The 22182-nt window shown below is 75.1% G+C and carries 1 protein-coding gene; it reads right to left on the bottom strand.

Annotated elements, in window-relative coordinates; genetic code table 11:
- Positions 1 to 112: 112 nt before the first annotated feature.
- The gene (locus G9272_RS35355) at positions 113 to 22165 is read right to left on the bottom strand and encodes a non-ribosomal peptide synthase/polyketide synthase (protein WP_171400291.1); all 22053 of its coding nucleotides are present in this window, start codon (positions 22163 to 22165) and stop codon (positions 113 to 115) included.
- Positions 22166 to 22182 lie beyond the last annotated feature (17 nt).

Raw genomic sequence — 22182 nt, 5'->3', positions numbered from 1 at the left:
GGTCCCTGTCTTTCTGGTCTGATCCGTTGCCGTTGTCGTTGCCGTTGTCGTCGTGGTCGTGGTCGTGGTCGTGGTGGTTGTTGTTGCCGTCGTCGTGGCTGTGAGGTCCTGGCTAGGGGCGTGCCGCGGCCGCTCGCCGTACCAGCGCCTCCAGCGCCCGGAACCAGGTCCGTGCCAGGTCCCGTACGGCGTCCTCGGTGAGGAGTTCGGCCGCGTACGCCCAGTGGGCGCTCAGCTCCGGCCCCTCGGGGCGGTCCTCGGTGAGGGCGTTGAGGGTGAGGGCGTGGGACATCGGCATGCCCGGGTCCGCGTCGAGGTCGGCGGCGTCGCCCTCGGGGGCGTAGGACCAGTCGACGGCCTCCGGGTACTCGAAGCGGCCCATGTAGTTGAACTCGATCTGCGGCTCCCCGAGTCGGGCGAGCCGGGGGCCGGTCGTGGGGTTGAGCCGGCGCAGCAGGCCGTGCCCGATCCCGGAGGCGGGCAGCGCCGCGAGGTGGGCGCGGATCCGGGCCAGGGCCTCGTCCAGCGCGGGGCCGCCCGCGAAGGCGTCGGCCGGGTCGGCGTCGCCCGGGTCGAGCCGTACCGGGACGACGCTGGTGAACCAGCCGACCGTACGCGACAGGTCGGCGTCGCCCGCGAGTTCCTCCTCGCGGCCGTGGCCCTCCAGATCGACCAGGACGGGTCCGCCCGGCCCTCGCGCGCCCGTGGTCCGGGCCCGCCAGTCGCCGACCGCGAGGGCGAACGCGGTGAGCAGGACGTCGTTGACGGTGGCGCCGAAGGCGGCCGGGACCCGGCTCAGCAGGGGTCCGGTCAGATCCGCGGACAGGGTCAGGGAGAGATAGCGGGTGGTGGCGACCGTGTCCCGGGCGGGGTCCAGGGGGCGGGCCAGGGGGAGGTCGGCGCCCTCGGCGAGGGCGGAGGTCCACCACGGCAGCTCGTCCTCGGCCGCCGGATCGCCTGCGCGGGTCCCGAGCAGCCGTGACCAGCGGGCGAACGACAGCTCCACGGGCGCCAGTTCGGCGGGCCGGCCGGTACGGACGGCGGCCCAGGCGGTGGCGAGGTCGGGCAGCAGGACACGCCAGGAGACGCCGTCGATCACCAGGTGGTGGACGAGGATCAGCAGCCGGCCGGCGTGTCCGGGCCCGGCGTCGAACCAGACCGCCCGCACCATCGCCCCGCCGTCCGGGTCGAGCCCGGCCCGTGCCGTCCCGGCGTGGGCGGAGATGGCGGCGCGCAGTCCGGCCTCGTCCGCGCCGCGCACGTCGGCCCGGGTGAGCCAGGAGCTGACGTCGGTGTCCCGCGCCGGGGGAACCCGCAGGGTCCACTCCGGGTCGCGGACCAGCCGGGCGCGGAGCATGTCGTGCCGGGCGGCGAGCGCCGTGAGCACGGCCAGCAGTCCGGGCCCGGTCAGGTCGGCCGGGGTACGGACCAGGGCCGCCTGGTGGTAGGCGGCGATGGGGCCGCCGCGTTCGAGCAGGGCGCGCATGATCGGGGTGAGCGGGACGGTGCCGGTGCCGTCGTCGTGGGCGGCGAGCCGCTCGTCGGCGCCGAGCGGGACCGCGACGGCGGCCAGCGCGGCGACGGTGCGGTGCCGGAAGACCTGACGGGGGGTGACCCGCAGGCCGCCGGCCCGGGCCCGTGCGACGAGTTGCATGGCGATGATGCTGTCGCCGCCGAAGGAGAAGAAGTCGTCGTCCGTGCCGACCGCCTCGGCGGGCAGCCCGAGGGCGTCCGCGAACAGGTCGCGCAGGGTGCGCTCGGCGTCGCTCGCAGGGGCCCGGCCGCCGCCCGCGGCGGCGAAGTCCGGGGCGGGCAGGGCGGCCCGGTCGAGCTTGCCGTTGGACAGCAGCGGCAGCCGGTCCAGGACGACCACGGCGGCCGGGACCATGTAGTCGGGCAGCGCGGCGGCCGCATGGGCGCGCAGGGCGGCCGGGTCCTGCGGACCGTCCGGGACAACGGCGTACGCGATGAGCTGCCGTACGCCCGGCCGGTGTTCGCGGGCCACGACGACCGTCTGCGCGACGGCCGGGTGGGTGTCCAACGCGGCCTCGATCTCGGCGAGTTCGACCCGGTAGCCGCGGATCTTGACCTGGTCGTCGGTGCGTCCCGCGAACTCCAGCAGGCCGTCCTCGGTCCAGCGGGCCAGGTCGCCGGTGCGGTACATGCGCGCGCCGGGCGCCCCGAACGGGTCGGCCACGAAGCGCTCGGCGGTCAGGTCCGGCCGGCCGAGGTAGCCGCGGGCCAGGCCCGGTCCCGACAGGTACAGCTCGCCGGTGACGCCGGGCGGGACCGGGCGCAGCGCGGTGTCCAGCACATAGGCACGGGAGTGGTGGACGGGGCGTCCGACGACCGGGCTCGCGCTGTCGCGGACCCGGCCGACGAGGGCGTCGACGGTGGCCTCGGTGGGGCCGTACAGGTTGAACGCCTCGGTGTCCGGCAGCGCGGCCAGCCGTGCCCACAGCGACGGGGGTACGGCCTCGCCGCCGAAGCCGACCACGGCGAGCGGGCAGTCGCCCCCGGGGGTGATCAGCCCGCTGTCCGCCATCTGGGCGAGCAGCGACGGGGTGACCTCGATGAAGTCGATGCCCCGGTCCCGGACGAAGGCGGTGAGGAGTTCGGGGTCGCGGCGGGTCTCGTCGTCCGCGATGTGCAGGGCGTGTCCGTCCAGCAGCCACAGCTGCGGCTGCCAGGAGGCGTCGAAGGAGAAGGACCAGGCGTGCCCGACGCGCAGGTGCCGGCGTCCGGTGCGGCGCCGGGCCACTTCGTGCAGGTCGTGGCGGTGGCTGTGGAAGAGGTTGGCGATACCGCGCTGGGTGACGACGACACCCTTGGGGCGGCCCGTCGAGCCCGAGGTGTAGATGACGTAGGCGGGGTGGTCGGGGGCGGGAGGGGTGGGCTCCGCCTCCGGCAGGCCGTCGGTCGGGGCGTCGAGGAGCAGCACCGGGACCTCGGTGGCGGGCAGCGCGCGGGCGGTCTCCTCGGTGGCCAGGACCAGGACCGGGCGGGCGTCGTCGAGCATGCCGGTGAGCCGGGACCCGGGCAGGTCGGGGTCGAGGGGCAGATAGGCGGCGCCCGCCTTCATCACGGCGAGGATCGCGGCGATGTGGTCGGCGGTGCGGGGCAGGGCGAGGGCCACGATCCGCTCGGGGCCGGCGCCGTGTCCCGCGAGGGTCCGGGCCAGCCGGTCGGTGCGGGCGTCGAGTTCGGCGAACGTCCAGGTCACCGAGGTGTCGGTGACGGCGACCTCGTCGGGGGCGGCGGCGGCCTGGGCGGCGAACAGCGCGGGCACGGTGCCCGGCCGGTCGTCCGCCGGTACGGGCAGCGCGGTGTCGTTCCAGGTCTGGAGGACGGTGTGCCGGTCGTCGGGGTCCAGCAGGTCGAGCCGCCCGACCGGGCGGTCGGGGTCGGCCGCCATGCCGGTGAGCAGAGCGGTCAGGGCGGAGGTGATCCGCCGCACGGTGGCCGGCGTGAACAGCTCGGGGCGGAACTCGGCGGTCAGCCGCAGCCGTTCCGCGGGCTCGACGGCCCACGCGAACGGATAGTGGGTGGAGTCCTCGTGGTCGCGGACGGTGACGCGCGGTCCGGCGCCTTCCCCGTCCGCCTCGGTCACCGGGTACGACTCGAACACCACCAGGGTGTCGAAGAGTTCACCGAGTCCGGCGGCCCGCTGGATGTCGGCGAGGCCGAGGTGCTGATGGGCGATCAGCCGGGACTGCTCGTCCTGGAGCCGGGCCAGCAGGTCGGCCGTGCTCTCCCGCGGACGGACCCGCACCCGGACGGGCACGGTGTTGATGAACAGGCCGATCATCGAGTCGGCCCCGGCCAGCTCGGGCGAGCGGCCGGCGACGGTCGCGCCGAACACCACGTCCTCCCGTCCGGTGAGCCGGCCGAGGAGGACGCCCCAGGCGGCCTGGACGAGGGTGTTGAGGGTGACACCCCGGCGCCGGGCGAACGCCTCCAGCTCCGCCGTGCGAACGGCGTCCAGTTCGACGGTGTGGGTGTGCGGCACGGCGGCGGCACGGTCGGCGTCGACGGGCGCGAGCCGGGTGGGTTCGGCGAGAGAGCCGAGGACCTCGGCCCACGCGGCGGCCGAGGCGGCCGGGTCCTGGGCGGCCAGCAGCCGCAGATGCTCGCGGTACGGGGCCGGCGCGGCCGGGGTGCGGCCCTCGTAGCGCGCCCACAGCTCGGCGGTGAGCAGCGGCAGCGACCAGCCGTCCAGCAGGAGGTGCTGGTGCGAGAGCACGAGCCGGTGCCGGTCCGGGCCGAGCCGGGCCAGCAGCAGCCTGAGCAGCGGCGGGCGTTCGAGGTCGAAGCGGCGCCGCTCCTGACCGAGCAGCCGCGTCCACGTGTCCGGGTCGCCGGCCCGGTCGGTGTCCGGGTCGGTGCCGGGGTCGGTGTCCGGGCCGGTGAGGTCGAGCTGCCGCCAGGGCAGCACGGCGGTGCGCGGTACGACGGCGACGGGCCGCCCGGAGGACAGGTGCCTGAAGCCGCTGCGCAGGTTCTCGTGCGCGTCGAGCACCGCCTGTCCGGCGGCGCGCAGCCGGTCGGCGTCCAGCGGTCCTTCCAGGTCGTAGGAGACCTGGACGGTGTACACGTCGGGGCCCTCCTCGCCGGAGTCGAGGGCGGCGTGGAAGAGCAGGCCGGCCTGGAGCGGGGAGACGGGCAGGACCTCGGTTCCGGCGGGCAGGGCGGCGAGTTCGGCGCGCTCGTCGTCGGTGAGGTCGAGCAGGGGGGTGGTGTCTTCCTGGTCCCCGTCGACGGGGCCGGGGCCGGTGGTGGCGGCCACGGTGGCCAGTCCCGCGACGGACTTGTGCCGGAACACGTCACGCGGGCTGAACGCGAGCCCGGCGGCGCGGGCACGGGCGACCAGCTGCATGGCGACGATGCTGTCGCCGCCGAGGGAGAAGAAGTCGTCCTCGACACCGACCCGTTCGAGGCCGAGGACGTCCGCGACGAGCGCGCCGAGGGTCTCCTCCAGCGCTGTGCGCGGCCGGGTGCCGGTCACCTCGGCGGCGAAGTCGGGGGCGGGCAGCGCCCGGCGGTCCAGCTTGCCGTTGGGAGTGAGCGGGAGGGCGTCGAGGGTGACGACGGCGGCCGGGACCATGTGGTCGGGCAGCACGGCGGCGGCGTGGGCGCGCAGCGCCGTCGCGTTCACCGGCGCGCCGTCCCCGGCCGGGACGACGTACGCGATCAGGTGTGCGTCGCGCAGGACGACGGTGGCGTGGTCGACGGACGGGTGCGCCGCGAGGACGGTCTCGATCTCGCCGAGCTCGATCCGGAAGCCACGCAGCTTGATCTGGTCGTCGGCCCGGCCGAGGTACTCCAGTGCGCCGTCCCGGGTCCAGCGGGCCAGGTCCCCGGTGCGGTACATACGGGCGCCGGGCCCGTCGGCGTGGGGGTCGGCGACGAACCGCTCGGCGGTCAGGCCGGGGCGGCCCAGGTAGCCGCGGGCCAACTGGACGCCCGCCAGGTACAGTTCGCCGGCCACGCCGGGCGGCACCGGGCGCAGTGCGGCGTCGAGCACGTAGGTGCGGGTGTTCCACACCGGGCGGCCGATCGGCACGGCGGCCGGATCGGCGGGCACCTCGTGGGCGGTGACGTCGACGGACGCCTCGGTCGGGCCGTACAGGTTGTGCAGGCGGCTGCCCGGCAGGGTCCGGTGGAAGCGGGCGGCCAGCGGAGCGGGCAGTGCCTCGCCGCTGCACATCACCTGGCGCAGTCCGGTGCACCGGGCCGCGGCCGGCTCGTCGAGGAAGGCACGCAGCATCGACGGCACGAAGTGGGCCGTGGTGATGTGCTGCCGCTGTATCAGGCCGGCGAGGTAGGCCGGGTCCTGGTGGCCCTCCGGGCGGGCCACGACCAGGGCGGCGCCGGTGACGAGCGGCCAGAAGAACTCCCACACCGACACGTCGAACCCGGCCGGGGTCTTCTGGAGGACTCGGTCGCCGGAGTCGAGACGGTAGGCGTCCTGCATCCACAGGAGCCGGTTGGCGATGCCCTCGTGCGGCACGGAGACGCCCTTGGGGCGGCCGGTGGAGCCGGAGGTGTAGATGACGTAGGCGGGGTGGCGGGGGTCGTGGGCGGTGGGCAGGGGCGCGTGCGCCGGGCGGTCGGGGGCGCCGTCGGCGTCCACCGTGAGGGTGGGCACGCCGGTGTCCGGGAGGCCGACCCCGTCGGCGGTGACCAGGCAGACCGGGCGGGCGTCGGTGAGCGTGTGGGCGAGCCGCTCGGCCGGGTAGCCGGTGTCGAGGGGCAGGTAGGCGGCGCCCGCGCGGTGGACCGCGAGCAGCGCCACCACGAGGGCGAGGGAGCGCGGCAGGGCGACGGCCACGGTGGCCTCGGCCCGCGCCCCGTGCGCGGCGAGGGTGTGGGCGAGACGCTCCACCCGCAGGTCGAGTTCGGCGTAGGTGAGGGCGGTGTCCTCGAAGACGACCGCGGTGGCCTCGGGGGTGCGGGCGGCCTGCGCGCGGAACAGCTCCGGCAGGGTGAGGCCGGGGACGGGCCGCGCGGTGTCGTTCCACTCGGTGAGGACGAGGGCGCGTTCGTCGTCGCGCAGCACGTCGAGGCTGCCGACGCGGCGGCCGGGGTCGGCGGCGATCTGTTCCAGGAGCGAATCCAGCCGCTCGGCGAGGAGTTCGACGGTCGGCTCGTCGAAGAGGTCGGCGCTGTACTCGATCCAGCACCGCAGCCCGTCCTCGCCCTGCTCGACGAAGTCGAAGCTGAGGTCGAACTTGGCGCCCTGCTGGCCGAGCGGTTCGCGGTGCGCGGTCAGACCGGGCAGGGCGGGGGTGGCGCCGGCGTTCTCGAGGTGCACGACCATCACCTGGAACAGCGGGTGCCGGGCCAGTGAGCGGGCCGGGTTGACGGCCTCCACCAGGCGTTCGAAGGGCAGGTCCTGGTGCTCGTAGGCGGCGAGGTCGGTCTCCCGGACGCGGGCGAGCAACTCGGTGAAGGTGGGGTCGCCGGACAGGTCGGTGCGCAGGACGAGGGTGTTCACGAAGAAGCCGACCAGGTCTTCGAGGTGTTCGTCGGAGCGCCCCGAGACCGGGGCGCCCAGCGGGATGTCCGCTCCGGCGCCGAGCCGGTGCAGCAGCGCGGCGACGGCCGCCTGGGCGACCATGAACATGCTGACGCCATGACGGCGGGCCAGCGTGCGCAGGTCCCGGGTCCTTCCGGCGTCGACGGTCAGCCCGACGGCGCCACCGCGGTGGCTGCTCTCCGCCGGCCGGGGCCGGTCGGCGGGCAGCGCGAGTTCCTCCGGCAGGCCCGCGAGCGCGCCCTGCCAGTAGGTGAGCTGGCGGGACTGGCGGCTGTCCGGTGCGTCGGCGTCGCCGAGTGCCTCACGGTGCCAGAGGGCGTAGTCGGCGTACTGCACCGGCAGCGGCGCCCACGCGGGCCGGTGTCCCGCACGGCGGGCCTCGTAGGCGAGGGCCAGGTCGCGCCAGAGGGGGCCGTCGGACCACTGGTCGCCGGCGATGTGGTGCAGCACCAGCAGCAGGACGTGTTCGTCCGGCTTCAGGCCGAACACGTGGGCGCGCAGCGGGAGGTCGCGGTCGAGCTCGAAGCCCCGCGCGGCGGCCTCGGCGAGCCGGCCGGGCAGTTCGCTCTCCGTGACCCGGCCGTGCTGGACGGGGACCGTGACGCGGGACGGGTCGAGCACGACCTGGCGGGCCCGGCCGTCGCTCTCGGGGAAGACCGTGCGCAGGCTCTCGTGGCGTACCGCGACGTCGTTCAGCGCGGCGGCCAGCGCGTCCGGGTCGAGGGCGCCGGTCAGCCGCCAGGCCGCCGGGATGTGGTACGTGGCGCCCGGCCCCTCGATGCGGTGCAGCAGCCAGAGCCGCTGCTGGGCGAAGGACAGCGGGAGTTCCTCGGGCCGGTCCGCGGGGACCAGGGCGGGCAGGCCGCCGGCCCGGTCGTCGAGCCGCACGGCGAGCAGCGCGGGAGTGGGTGCCTCGAAGACGGTACGGACGGTGAGGTCCGCTCCGAGGACCGTACGGACGCGGCTGACCAGTCGCATGGCGAGCAGGGAGTGTCCGCCGAGGGTGAAGAAGTCGTCGTCGGCGCCGACCCGGTCGAGGCCGAGGACATCGGCGAAGAGTCCGCCGAGGATCTCCTCGCGCGGGCCGCGCGGCGGGGCGCCCTGCGCGCCCGCGGCCGTGAAGTCGGGTGCGGGCAGGGCCCGCCGGTCGAGCTTGCCGTTGGGGGTGAGGGGCAGCGCGGGCAGCGGGACGAAGGCCGCGGGCACCATGTGCGCGGGGAGCGCGGCGGCCGTGTGGGCGCGCAACGCCGTCGCGTCCACCGGTCCGGCGTCCCGGTCCGGCACCACATAGGCCACCAGCCGCTGGTCACGGACCGCGACGACGGCGTGGGCGACGGCCGGGTGCCGGGTCAGGGCTCCCTCGATCTCGCCGGGTTCGACGCGGAAGCCGCGCACCTTCACCTGGTCGTCGGTGCGGCCCAGGTATTCGACCGTCCCGTCGGCCGTCCACCGGGCCAGGTCGCCCGTGCGGTACATGCGGGTTCCCGGCGCCCCGTACGGGTCGGCGACGAACCGCTCGGCGGTGAGCGCGGCCCGGTCGAGGTAGCCGCGGGCCAGCTGGACGCCCGCGAGGTACAGCTCGCCGGGGACGCCGGGGGGCACCGGGCGCAGCCCGGCGTCGAGGACGTACACCCGGGTGTTCCACACCGGGCGGCCGATCGGCACGCTCGGCGCGTCCGGTCCGATCTCGACGGCCGTCACGTCGACCGACACCTCGGTCGGCCCGTAGAGGTTGTGCAGCTCGGCGGTCAGGACCTCGTGGAAGCGGTGGGCCAGGCCGACGGGCAGGGCCTCGCCGCTGCACATCACCCGGCGCAGGCCGACGCACCGCGCGGCGGTGGGCTCCTCCAGGAACAGCTGGAGCATGGAGGGCACGAAGTGGACGGTGGTGACGTCCTGTTCGCGGATCAGCCGGGCCAGGTAGGCCGGGTCGCGATGGCCCTCGGGCCGGGCGAGCACCAGGGCGGCGCCGGTGATCAGGGGCCAGAAGAACTCCCACACCGACACGTCGAAGCTGGAGGGCGTCTTCTGGAGGACCCGGTCGGCGGACGTCAGGCCGTAGGTGTGCTGCATCCACAGCAGCCGGTTGACGATGCCCTCGTGCGGGACGACGACTCCCTTGGGGCGGCCGGTGGAGCCGGAGGTGTAGATCACGTACGCGGGGTGCGCCGGATCGTGGGCCGCGGACAGGTCCTCCTCGGGGCCGGTCGGCAGGCCGTCGCGGATCACGCACACCGGACGGGCGTCCTCGACCATCAGCGCGAGGCGTTCCTCCGGGTAGTCCGGGTCGAGGGGGAGATAGGCGGCTCCGGCGCGGTGGACGGCGAGCAGGGCGACGACCAGTTCGGGCGAGCGCGGGAGCGCGACGGCCACGGTCCGCTCGGGGCCCGCGCCCAGCCCGGCCAGCACCCGTGCGGTCCGCTCCACCCGGGCGTCCAGCTCCGCGTACGTCAGCCGCTCGCCCTCGAAGACGAGCGCCGTGGCCTGCGGGGTGCGCGCCGCCTGGGCGGAGAAGAGGCCGGGCAGGGTGGCGGAGGGGACGGGGTGCGCGGTGGCGTTCCACTCCTGAAGCACCTGCGCCCGTTCGGTCTCCGCCAGGAGCCGGAGGTCGCGCACCGGACGGTCCGGTTCGGCCGCGGCGTGTTCCAGCAGCCGCGCCGTACGCCCGGCGAGCCGCTCGGCCGTCCCGTGGTCGAAGAGGTCGGCCGCGTACTCCAGGAGCAGCACGACACGGTCGCGGCCGGTCTCGTCGACGAAGGTGAAGTGGAGGTCGAACTTGGCCATGCCGGTGTCCATGTCGAACCATTCGGTCCGCAGGCCGAGCACGTCCGGGTCGCCGTCGGGGCGGTGGTGGTAGCCCAGCATGACCTGGAAGAGGGGGTTGCGGCCGGCCACCCGGGGCGGGTTGAGGGCCTCCACGACCCGGTCGAAGGGCAGGTCCTGGTACTCGAAGGCCTTCAGGGACGACTCCCGCACCCGGCCCAGCAGCCGCCGGAACGTGAGGTCCTCGCCGGACAGGTCGGTGCGCAGGACCAGGGTGTTCACGAAGAAGCCGACCAGGTCGCCGAGCGCCTCGTCGGTGCGGCCCGCGATGGGCGCGCCGAGCGGGATGTCGTCCCCCGCGCCGAGCCGGTGCAGCAGCGCCGCGGTGGCGGCCTGGAACAGCATGAACATGCTGGTCCCGGTGGCTGCGGAGAGGTCACGCAGGGCGTGGCCGGTGGCGGTGGGCAGCTCCAGGCGGACCTTGCCGCCGCGCCCGGTCGGCTCGGCCGGACGCGGCCGGTCGGCGGGCAGGGCGAGTTCGTCGGGCAGGCCGCGCAGGGCGTCCGCCCAGTGGGCGAGCTGGCTCTCGCCGGTCCGGGCGAGCAGTTCGTCCTGCCAGAGGGTGTAGTCGGCGTACTGCACCGGCAGGGGCGCCCAGGCGGGCGGCCGTCCCTCGCGGCGGGCCGCGTAGGCGGCGTCGAGGTCGGCGAGGAAGGGGCGGTCGGACCACTCGTCGGTGGTGATGTGGTGCAGGACGACGGCCACCACGTGGTCGTCCGGGCCCAGCCGGAACACCTCGCAGCGCAGTGGGAGTTCGGCGGTCAGGTCGAAGGGGCGGCGTTGGGCCGCCTCGATCAGCGCGGGCAGCGCGTCCTCGGCGCAGTCGGTCACCGTGCAGTCGGGGAACGCCTCGGCGGCCGGGACGATCCGCTGGTACGGCTCGCCCTCGTGCACGGGGAACACCGTCCGCAGCGCCTCGTGGCGCCCGGCGACATCCCGCAGGGCGGTGCCCAGGGCCTCGGTGTCGAGGGCGCCGCGCAGCCGGAAAACAAGCGGGAAGTTGTAGGCGACGCCGCTTCCGGTGATCTGCTCGACCAGCAGGAGCCGGCGCTGAGCTGCCGACAGCGGAACGCGGGCGGGCCGGTCCGTGACGGGGGCGACGGGCGGCCGGGCCGGGCTCGCCCGGTCCGCGCGGCCCGCGAGCAGCGCCGGGGTGGGCGCCTCGAAGAGGTCACGGATGGCGAGTTCGGCGCCCAGTTCGGTGCGGGCGCGGCTGACCAGCCGGGTGGCGAGCAGCGAGTGTCCGCCCAGGTCGAAGAAGTTGTCCTCGGCGCCGACCTCGGGCAGCCCCAGCACCTCGGCGAACAGCCGGCACAGCACCTCCTCCCGCGGGGTGCGCGGGCCGCGTCCACCACCGAGGGCGACGGCGGGCTCGGCGTCGGGCAGGGCGCGTACGTCGAGCTTGCCGTTGGCGTTCATGGGCAGGCCGTCGACGGTGACGAAGGCGGCCGGGACCATGTAGTCGGGCAGTTCGCGGCCCAGGTCCTCGCGCAGCCGGCGCACCAGTGTGCTCGCCTCGCGGGCGGCGGTGGGGTCGTTGGCGTAGGGGTGGGTGCCGCCGCCGGGGCGGAACAGGCCGCCGGTGAGGCGTGGTTCGGCGGCGGCGGACGCCAGGAACACCGCGTCGAACGTGCCGGTCCGCGCCGACCAGGTGGTCAGCACCCGGTATCCGGCGGCCGCGCCCAGTTCGTGCAGGTGCTCCGGGTCGACGCCCGCTGCGGAGGTACGGCCGTCGGGCACGCCGGTCAGACGCAGGCCCGCGGGCCGTTCGCCCCGCGGGTGCCGGCCGGTGCCGCCGGTCGCGGACCAGTTGCCGCCCAGCAGTGCGCCGATGCTCTCGGCGCCGGACCAGTCGCCGCGCACGAGTTCGCCGATGGTGTCGGCCGTGGCCCAGTCGACCACCGGCACACCGTCCAGCCGTACGTCCGGCTCGTCGGCGTACAGGACGACGTCGTAGCGGTGCCGGGTCAGCTCGTTGTGGTGGTGGCCGCGCTTGGTGCGCAGGTCGACGCCGTAGCCGAGGGTGGTGAAGAACTCGGGGTCGACGAGGAGTTCCTTCTCCAGCCGCAGGCCGCGCTCCACCGCCGCCTCCAGGTCGGCCTCGGCGGTGCCGCGGGCGCGCTGGATCTCGGTGTGGAAGGTGCGGGCCAGCCGCAGGTTGCGGACGTCTCCGACGAACAGGGCGCCGCCGGGCGCGAGCAGGTCCATCGCGCCGCGCAGTACGGCGGTGAGGTGGTCGATGCTCGGGAAGTACTGGATGACGGAGTTGATGACGATCGTGTCGAAGTAGCCGGTGGGCAGACCGCTCAGGTCCTCGGCCGGCCGGCAGCGCAGTTCGACCTTGGCGGCGAGGGCCGGGTCGCGCCGCACCTCCTCACCGATCTTGCGGATGACGGGGGCGGCGAAGTCGGTCGCCCAGTAGGCCTCCGCGTCCGGGGCGAGCCGGGACAGCAGCAGGCCCGAGCCGACGCCGATCTCCAGGACGCGGCGGGGGCGCAGGGCGGCGATGCGGGCGAGGGTGGCTTCGCGCCACTCGTGCATCTCCTCGAAGGGGATGGGCTGCCCGTCGTAGGAGCTGTCCCAGCCGTCGTACCGCTCGGTGAAGACGGCGGTGCCGATCTCCTCGTACTCGTCGGAGTAGATCTCCTGCCACTCCCCGACCTGCGCGGCCTCGGCCGCGGAGCGCTCCTCGGAGTCCGCGCCGGAGGGCACGACATAGCCGACGAGGCGTTCGTCGCGGACCACCACGGCGGCCTGGGCGACCAGCGGGTGACGGCTGAGGGCGGTCTCGATCTCGCCGGGTTCGATGCGGTAGCCGCGGATCTTGACCTGGTCGTCGGTGCGGCCGAGGAAGTCGAGGTTGCCGTCGGGGCCCCGGCGTACCAGGTCGCCGGTGCGGTACATGCGCTCGCCGGGCTCCCCGAACGGGTCGGCGACGAAGCGTTCCGCGGTCAGCGCGGGCCGGCCGAGGTAGCCGCGGGCCAGGCCGACGCCGGCGATGTACAGCTCACCGGGCACGCCGTCGGGCACCGGGCGCAGCCAGGCGTCGAGGATGTGGGCGCGGGTGCCCCGGATGGGCCGGCCGACGGTGGGCGTCTCGCTGTCGAGGGTGCCGCCGCCGAGGGTGTTGATGGTGTACTCGGTCGGCCCGTACAGGTTGTAGCCGTAGGTCCCCTCGGTGTCGCGCAGGGCGGTCCACACCGTCTCCGGGACGGCCTCGCCGCCCAGCAGCACGAGCGGCGGCACATGGCCCGTCAGCAGGCCCTGCTCGATCAGCAGCCGGGCGTAGGTCGGGGTGACGTTGACGACGTCGACACGGTGCCGCTCGCAGTAGGCGACCAGGGCCTCGGCGTCACGGCGCAACTCCTCGTCGCACACGTGCACTTCGTGGCCCTCGACCAGCCAGAGCAGTTCCTCCCACGACATGTCGAAGGCGAAGGACACGGTGTGCGCGATGCGCAGCCGTCGCCCGCCGGCCGAGGCGATGGCCGGGGCGAAGATCTCCTTCTGGTGGTTGAGCTGCATGTTCGTCAGGCCCCGGTAGGGGGTGACGACGCCCTTGGGGCGGCCGGTGGAGCCGGAGGTGTAGATGACGTAGGCGGGGTGTTCGAGGCTGAAGCGGAGCCGGACCGGAGCGTCCGAGTGACCGGCCAGCTCCCCCCTGATCTCCGGGTCGTCGAGCAGGACACGGGCCATGTCGCCGTCCAGCGTGGCGGAGACGGCCCGGGTGGTGAGCAGCAGGAGCGGGCGGGCGTCGGCCAGCATCAGGGACAGCCGGTCGGCCGGATGGTCCAGCTCCAGCGGCAGATAGGCGGCGCCGGTGCGCAGCACCGCGAAGAGCGCGACCACCATGTCCAGGGAGCGCGGCAGGCCGAGGGCGACGACCCGCTCGGGGCCCGCGCCCCGGTCGATCAGCAGCCGGGCCATGCGGTTCACGGCCGCGTCGAGTTCGGCGTATGTCAGGGTGCGCTCGCCGAAGACGAGGGCCCGCTCGTCCGGGGTGCGTCCGGCCTGCGCGGCCAGCAGGTCGGCGATGGTGTCCTCGGGGTCGGGCACCCGGCCGGCCGCCGACTCCGCGCGCAGCGCCTCGTGTTCGGCGGGCAGCAGCGGGTCGAGGGAGCCGACGGGCACCGTGAGGTCGGCGCCGAGGCGGTCGAGGAGCAGCGCGAACCGGTCGAGGAGAGAGCGCGCCCGGTCGGCCGGGACGAGGTCGGGGCGGTGGGTGAGGGTGACGGCGATCCGGCGGCCCGGGGTGATGACGAGGTTGGCCGGGTAGTGGGTGGCGTCGACGTTGGCGACGGCCGTGGCGCCGTGCCGGGTGCGCAGGTCCGCCAGCCGTTCCTCGGTGTCGTTGTTGCGCAGCACGAACAGCGTGTCGAAGAGCTTGCGGTGCCCGGTCTCGGCCTGGAGCACGCCGAGGCCGAGGTGCTCGTACGGCATGAGGTCGAGGCGTTCGCCCTGGATGCGGCGGAGGAGTCCGAGGACCGGCTCGGCGGGGTCGAGGACGATCCGGGTGGGGACCGTGTTGAGGAAGAGCCCGATGATGTCGCCGACGTCCGGGACCTCACTGGGCCGGCCGGCCACGGTGGTGCCGAAGACCACGTCGGGGCGTCCGGTGGCGGAGGCGAGGGTGAGCCCCCAGGCCGCGTTGAGGAGGGTGTTCAGGGTCAGGCCGTGGGCGCGGCCCGTCTCCCGCAGCCGGTCGCCGAGCTCTGCGGACAGACGTATGTCGAGCTGGTCGGGGATGACCGGTTCGAGGCCGTCGGCCGCGGCCGGGGCCAGCAGCGTGGGCTCGTCGAGGCCGGCCAGGGCGGCGCGCCAGGCGGCCGTGGCGACCGAGTCGTCCTGCTCCTCGAGCCAGGTCAGGTAGTCCCGGTAACTGCCGGGTTCAGGAAGGGCGTTCGCGTCGCCGCCCGTCTCGTAGAGCGCGAACAGCTCGTCCAGGAACAGCCAGGCCGACCAGCCGTCCCAGAGGATCAGATGACGGCCGATGACGAGCCGGTCGCCGCGCTGCGCGCCCAGGCGCAGCAGGAGCAGCCGGAACAGCGGGGGCGCCGAGAGGTCGAACCGCCGGTCGCGCTCCGCGTCCGTCAACTCCCGCAGCCGTACGTCCTGTTCGGCGGCGGGGAGGTCGGAGAGGTCGACCTCCTCGAGCGGGGCCTCCGGGTCCTCGACGATGAACTGCACCGGCTGGTCGAGGCCCTCGCTGGTGAAGCCGGCGCGCAGGCCCGGGTTGCGGGCGAGGAGGGTGCGCACGGCGGCGCGCAGTCGTCCGGCGTCGAGCCGGGTCGCGAAGTCGAAGGTCTCGTGGACGGTGTAGACGTCGAGGGCGCCCTCGTCGTACGCCGAGTGGAAGAACAGGCCCTCCTGGAGGGGGGCCAGCGGCCATACGTCGGCGACGGCGGCCGGGGCGGCCAGGGCGCGGACGCGGGCGTGTTCGGCGTCGGTGAGGGTGAAGGGGGCGGCGGGTGCCCGGTCGGCGCCCGGGGCCGCCGTCACCGCTCCGGCCGCCGTCGCCAGGGCGGCGGGGGTGCGGTGGGTGAACACGTCGCGGGGGCTCAGGTCCAGGCCGGCCGCCCGGGCCCGGCCGGCGACGCCGATGGAGCTGATGCTGTCGCCGCCGAGCCGGAAGAAGTCGTCGTCGGGGCCGGCGTCCTCGATGCCGAGGACGGCCGCGAAGATCTCGGTGAGCTGCCGTTCCAGCGGTCCTGCGGGCTCCCGGCGGGCGGCGCGCTCGGCCTCGGGGGCGGGCAGCGCGGCCTGGTCGAGCTTGCCGCTGGGGGTGAGCGGGAGGTCGGCGAGGACGACGTACGCCTCCGGGACCAGGGGCGCAGGCAGCGCGTCCGCGAGGGCGGCGCGCAGCGCGGCGGGGTCGACGGCGGATCCGGCCGCCGGGACCGCGTAGGCGACGAGGCGCTGGTCGCGGACGACGACCGCGCCCCGGGCGACGGCCGGGTGGCGGGTCAGCGCGGCCTCGATCTCGCCGAGTTCGACCCGGTTGCCGCGCAGCTTGACCTGCCGGTCGGTGCGGCCGAGATAGTCGAGGGTGCCGTCGGGCCGGCGGCGCACCAGGTCACCGGTGCGGTACATCCGGGCGCCGGGTTCGCCGGCGTACGGGTCGGCGACGAACCGGTCGGCGGTGAGCGCGGGGCGCCGGTGGTAGCCGCGGGCCAGCTGGACGCCGGTCAGGTACAGCTCGCCGGGCACCCCGTCGGGGACCGGGCGCAGGCAGGGGTCGAGGACGCGCAGGCCGGTGTTCCACACGGGCCGGCCGATGGGCACGGTGGTGTCGGACGCGCCGTCGTAGGCGTGGTACGTCACGTCGACGGCGGCCTCGGTGGGGCCGTACAGGTTGTGCAGCGGCACCCCGGTCAGGTCGCGCCAGCGGCGGGCCGCGGCCCCGGGCAGGGCCTCGCCGCTGCTGAACACACGGCGCAGGCTGCCCGCCCACGTGGGGTCGGCGGTGACCTCGTCGGACGCGAGGAACGCCTCCAGCATGGACGGCACGAAGTGCGTCGTCGTCACGCCCTCGGCCCGGATCAGGCGGGCCAGGTAGGCGGGGTCGCGGTGGCCGTCCGGCGCGGCGAGGACGACGGTGGCGCCCTCGCACAGCGCCCAGAAGAACTCCCAGACGCTCACGTCGAAGCCGGCCGGGGTCTTCTGGAGCACCCGGTCGTCGGCGGTGAGGCCGTACGCGCCCTGCATCCAGGCCAGCCGGTTGACGATGGCGCGGTGGGTGACGACGACGCCCTTGGGGCGGCCGGTGGAGCCGGAGGTGTAGATGAGGTAGGCGGGGTCGTCGGGGCGGGCCGGGTCCACGGGGCCGGCCGGCGGAAGGCCGCCCGCCGCCGCGGCACCGTCGGCCACGCCGGTCACGTCGACCACGCCGGTCACGCCGTCGACGTCGATCACGTCGAGGCCCTCGACCGACGGCAGCCGTCCCGCGTCCCGTGCCCTCGTGACGACCGTGGTCGCCCCCGAGTCGGTCAGCGTGTACGCGAGCCGCTCGGCCGGGTAGTCCAGGTCGAGGGGCAGATAGGCGGCCCCCGACTTCAGGACGGCCAGCAGCGCCACCATCAGCTCGGCCGAGCGCGGTACGGCGACCGCGACGAACCGCCCGCGGCCCGCACCCCGGGCCCGCAGCCGATCGGCCAACTCCTCTGCCCGAGCGTCCAGTTCGGCGTAGGTGAGGGTGGTCGTGCCGTCGAACACCACGGCGGTGGCGTCCGGGGTACGGGCGGTCTGCGCGGCGAACGCGGCGGCCAGTGTGGTGGCCGGGACCGGCCGGGACTCCCCCGTCGGGTGGGCGCCGGCCAGCTCGCGCGGGGTGAGCAGTTCGAGGTCGGCGACCCGGGCGGCGGGGTCGTCGGCCAGGGCGTTCAGGACGAGGGTGAGGCGGTCGGCGAGGGACTGCGCGGCGTCGGCGTCCAGGCGCCGCGCGTGGTGCTTCAGCCGCAGGTCGAGACGGCGGCCGGGCTTGACGATGAGGGCCAGGGGGTAGTGCACGGCGTCGTGGAAGGCGTGCCCGGCGACGGCGATCGTGCCGGTGGGGTCGGTGATGCCCGGGGCGCCCTCGCCGCCGGGGTAGTTCTCGAACACCACGAGCGTGTCGAAGAGTTCGCCGCCCCCGGTGTGCCCGGCGGCCCGCTGGATGTCGGCGAGGCCGAGGTGCTGGTGGTCGAGCAGCGCGCTCTGCTCCTCCTGGAGCCGCTCCAGCAGCCCGCCGAGGGTGTCGCCCGGGGTCCAGCGCAGCCGGGTGGGCAGCGTGTTGATGAACAGACCGATCATCGACTCGATGCCGTCGACGGCGGCGTCCCGGCCGGCCACGGTGGTGCCGAACAGCACGTCCTGACGGCCCGTCATACGACCGACGAGCAGTCCCCACGCGCCCTGCACGAGGGTGCCGAGGGTCACCCCGCGCTCCCGGGCGCGGGCGGCGAGCCGGGCGGTGACCCGCTCGGACAGCTCCACGCGGATCTGCGCGGGTTCGACGGGTCCGGCGGGCGCCGGGGCCTCGACCAGCCGGGTGGGCTCCTCGACGTCGGCGAGCGCGGCGCGCCAGGCCGCCCGGGCGGCCTGGCGGTCGGCACCGGCGATCCGGCGGAGGTAGCCGCGGTACGGGGCGACCTCGGGCAGGGGGGCCGGGTCATCGCCGTACAGGGCGAGCAGTTCGCGGTGCAGGATCGGCAGGGACCAGCCGTCCGCGACGATGTGATGGAACGTCAGGACCAGTCGGCTGCGCTCGTCCCCGAAGCGGATCAGCGCGCAGCGGACCAGGGGCGGCCGGGCGAGGTCGAAGCGGTGGGCCCGTTCGTCGGCGGCGACGGCCTCGGCCAGGGCGCGCCGGACCACGAGGTCGTCCTGCGCGGCCAGGTCGACCTCGCGCCAGGGCAGTTCGAGGCCGGTGGCGACGATCTGGACGGGGCGGCCGTCGGGCGTCTGCCGGAAGCAGGCGCGCAGCGGGGCGTGCCGGTCGAGGAGCCGCTGCGCCGCCTGGCGGAGCAGGGTGCCGTCGACCGGTCCGGACAGCTCGACGACCTGTTGCACGACATACGTGTCGTGTTCGGCGCCGTCCATCAGGGCGTGGAAGAAGAAGCCCTCCTGGAGCGGACCGAGGGGCAGTGTCTCCTCGACGGTGACGGCGGACTCCCCCTGGAGGGAGGCGAGTTCGTCGTCGCTCAGCTGCCAGGAGGTGTCGTCCACGGGGTCGGCCGCCGCGGTGCGGGCGGCGCCGGCCAGCTCCGCGACCGTACGGTGGCGGAAGACGTCGCGCGGGGTCAGCTCCAGGCCGGCCCGGCGGGCCAGGATGAGCAGTTGGACGGCGACGATGCTGTCGCCGCCGAGCGCGAAGAAGTCGTCGTCGACGCCCACCGAGGGCACCTTCAGCGCCCGTGCGTACAGATCGCACAGCAGCCGCTCGCGGTCCGTGCCGGGGGCCCGTCCGGCGCCGGTGCGGGTGAGGTCCGGCACGGGCAGGGCGGCGGCGTCGAGCTTGCCGCTGGGGGTGACGGGCAGCCGGTCCAGCGGGACGAAGGCGGCCGGGACCATGTAGTCGGGCAGGTACTCCGCGGCGTGCCGGCGCAGGGCCGTCATCAGCGCGGTGACATTGCGGAAGGGTGCCGGACGGTTGGTGAGAGGGTGGCCGCCGCCGGGGCGGTACCGGACGGCGAGATCGTCCCCGGCGGGCGCGAACACGGCGTCCAGGCTGCCGTCCTCGGCGTCCCCGTTCCAGGTGAGCGTCGCCTGGTAGCCGTGCCGTGCGGCGGTCTCGTGGAGGGACTCGGGGTCCACTCCGTGCGGGGCGTCGGCCGGTCTGCTGCTGTCCCGGAGGGCGTCGAGCGCGGCCAGGTCGTCGGCGAGCCGGGCGTTGGGGATGCCGGTGACCCGCAGCCGGTCCGGTTGTCCGGCGAGCAGGGCGTCGAGGGCGTGCACCGAACCGAGCGCGGGCCAGGGCGACTCGGGCACCTCCGCGTACCCGTCGGCCTGCGACCGCAGGACCACGTCGTAGCGGTAGCGGGTGAGTTCGTTGTGGTGTGTGCCGCGCTTGATCCGGATGTCGGCGGTGAGGCCGTCGAGGGTGGTGAAGTAGTCGGGGTCGACGAGGAGTTCGCCCTCCCAGGCCAGCGCCCGGTCCACGGCGGCGCGCAGGGCCTCCTTCTCGCCGTCCGCTTCCTCCCGCACCCGCCCGGCCTCGACGGCCGCGCTCAGGGTGCGCAGCAGCCGCAGGTTGCGTACGTCGCCGACGAAGAGGGCGCCGCCGGGCGCGAGCAGTGCGGCGGCGGCACGCAGCACGCCGGTGAGGTAGTCGCCGCCGGGGAAGTACTGGACGACGGAGTTGACGACGATCGTGTCGAAGTGACCCTCGGGCAGCCCGGTGAGGTCGTGCGCGGGCCGGGCCAGCAGAGTGACCCGGTCGGCGAGGCCGGGGACGGCGGACACCTGGGCGTCCAGGGCCCGTACGGCCTCCTCGGACAGGTCGGTGCCCCAGTACGCCTCGCAGTCCGGGGCGAGCCGGGACAGCAGCAGGCCGGAGCCGACGCCGATCTCCAGGACGCGCCGGGGCCGCAGGGCGCGGATCCGGTCGAGGGTCGCCTCCCGCCACTCACGCATGTCGGCGAGGGGGATGGGCAGCCCGTCGTACATGCTGTTCCAGCCGGCGAAGTTCTCCTCGAAGCCCTCCGAACCCGCCGCGGAGTACAGCAGTTCGTGCAGGTCCTTCCAGTCGGCGACACCGGCCTCGGCGTCCGTCTCCGGGCCGGCGTCCAGCGAGGGCACGACATAGGCGGCGAGGCGCCGTTCGCCGGGGCGGTCCTCGCGGACGACGACCGCGGCCTGGTCGACGGCCGGGTGGGAGCGCAGGACGGACTCGATCTCGCCGGGCTCGATGCGGAAGCCGCGGATCTTGACCTGGCTGTCCACGCGGCCGTGGAACTCCAGTCGTCCGTCCGCCTTCCAGCGCACCAGGTCGCCGGTGCGGTAGAGCCGGTCGCCGGGCGCGGCGGCGAGGTCGGCGGGGGCGGCGACGAAGCGTTCGGCGGTCAGGCCGGGACGGCCCAGGTAGCCGCGGGCGAGGCCGGCGCCGCCGAGGTAGAGCTCTCCCGTGACACCGGCGGGGACCGGCCGCAGCCGGTCGTCGAGGACGTAGGCGCGGGTCCCGGGGTCGGGCACGCCGATCGGCACGATGGTGCCGGGCGGGGTGTCCGGATCGCACAGGCCCAGCGTGGAGTTGGTGGTGGCCTCGGTCGGGCCGTAGGCGTTGAACATCATCCGGCCGCGCGCGTACCGGCCGACCAGCTCGGGAGACACCCGCTCGGTGCCGGCCAACAGGGTCGCCCCGGGCGGGAGTCGCACGTCGTCCGGCATGGCGGCGAGCAGGGCGGGCGGCAGGATCATGAAGGTGATGCCGTGCTCGTTCGCGTAGTCGGCGAGCGGCGCGCCCGGCACCCGGCGGTCGGCGGGCACGACGACCAGCCGGCCGCCGGACAGCAGTCCGAGGCACAGATCCCAGAACGCCACGTCGAAGCTGGGCGAGGCGAACTGGAGGACCCGGCTGTGCGGGCCGATCCCGAAGCGCTCCCGCTGTGTGGCGACCAGCCCCGCCACACCGGCGTGCGAGAGCACCGTGCCCTTGGGACGGCCGGTGGAGCCGGAGGTGTAGATCACGTAGGCCGCGTGCCCGGCCGTCAACCCGTCGGCGGCCGAGGGACCTTGCGCGGGGTGGGCTGCCAGCTCGGCGATCGTGTCCGGGGCGTCGAGGACCAGCGGTTCGATGTCCGGGGGGAGGTCGGGCACGATCTCGGCGGTGGTGACGAGGCAGACCGGCCGGGCGTCGGCGAGCATGTAGGCGATGCGGTCGGCCGGGTAGTCGGTGTCGACCGGCAGATAGGCCGCGCCCGCCTTCAGGACGGCGACCTCCGCGACGATCATGTCGGCCGAGCGCGGTACGGCGAGGGCGACCACGGTCTCCGGACCGGCGCCCCGGGCCACCAGGGCGTGCGCCAGCCGGGCCGCGCGCGCGTCGAGTTCGGCGTAGGTGAGGCGGACGTCCTCGTGGACGAGGGCCACCTCGTCGGCGCGGGCGGCGACCTGGTCGGCGAACATGCGCGGCCAGGTGAGCGCGGGTACGTCGTGCGCGGTGTCGTTCCAGTCGTGCAGGATCCGGTGCCGTTCCTCCTCCACGAGGAGTTCCAGGTCGGCGACCGGGGTGGCCGGGCGGGCGAGGGCGTCGGCGAGGAGCGTGCGGTAGTGGCCGAGGATCCGGTCGACGGTGGCGGGTGCGAAGAGGTCGGTGCGGTAGTCCGCCGACACCTCCCCGTCGGCCACGGTCAGGGCCAGGTCCAGCGGGCCGCCCCCGTCCCAGGGCGCGTCGCCGAAGCCCGTGGCGCACAACAGCCCGCCGCCGCGGAAGGGTTCGGGGGCGAGGAGTGCCAGCAGTTCGGGGGTCGGCAGGCGGTGGGCCGCGGCCTCCGCGTGCGCCGCCGTGACCCGTTCGCACAGTTCGGCGAACGGGGTGTCGCCGTCGACCGCCACACGCAGCGGCAGCCCTTCGTACGCCACCGCCGTCCCGGTCGCCGCCGCACCGCCGTAGCGGTGCAGCAGGGCCACGAGGGCGGCGAGTCCGGTCGCCCGGTCGGCGGTCGCCTCCAGCGCGGCGGCGCGCCGCGCGCGCGGCGCCGCGCCCTCCTGGCGGGGCGGGTGCGGAAAGTCCAGCGGCAGTGCGGGCTGCGGTACCGGTGCGGCGAACCGTCGCCGCCAGTAGTCCGCCGCCGTCGCCTGTGCAGAAGAACGCGTGTTGCCCGACACAGCTGCCCGTGCCTCCC

Source organism: Streptomyces asoensis, assembly GCF_013085465.1.
Lineage (GTDB): Bacteria > Actinomycetota > Actinomycetes > Streptomycetales > Streptomycetaceae > Streptomyces > Streptomyces cacaoi_A.
The sequence above is the reverse complement of the archived record's forward strand: the minus strand, read 5'-3'. Positions and strand labels throughout refer to the sequence as shown.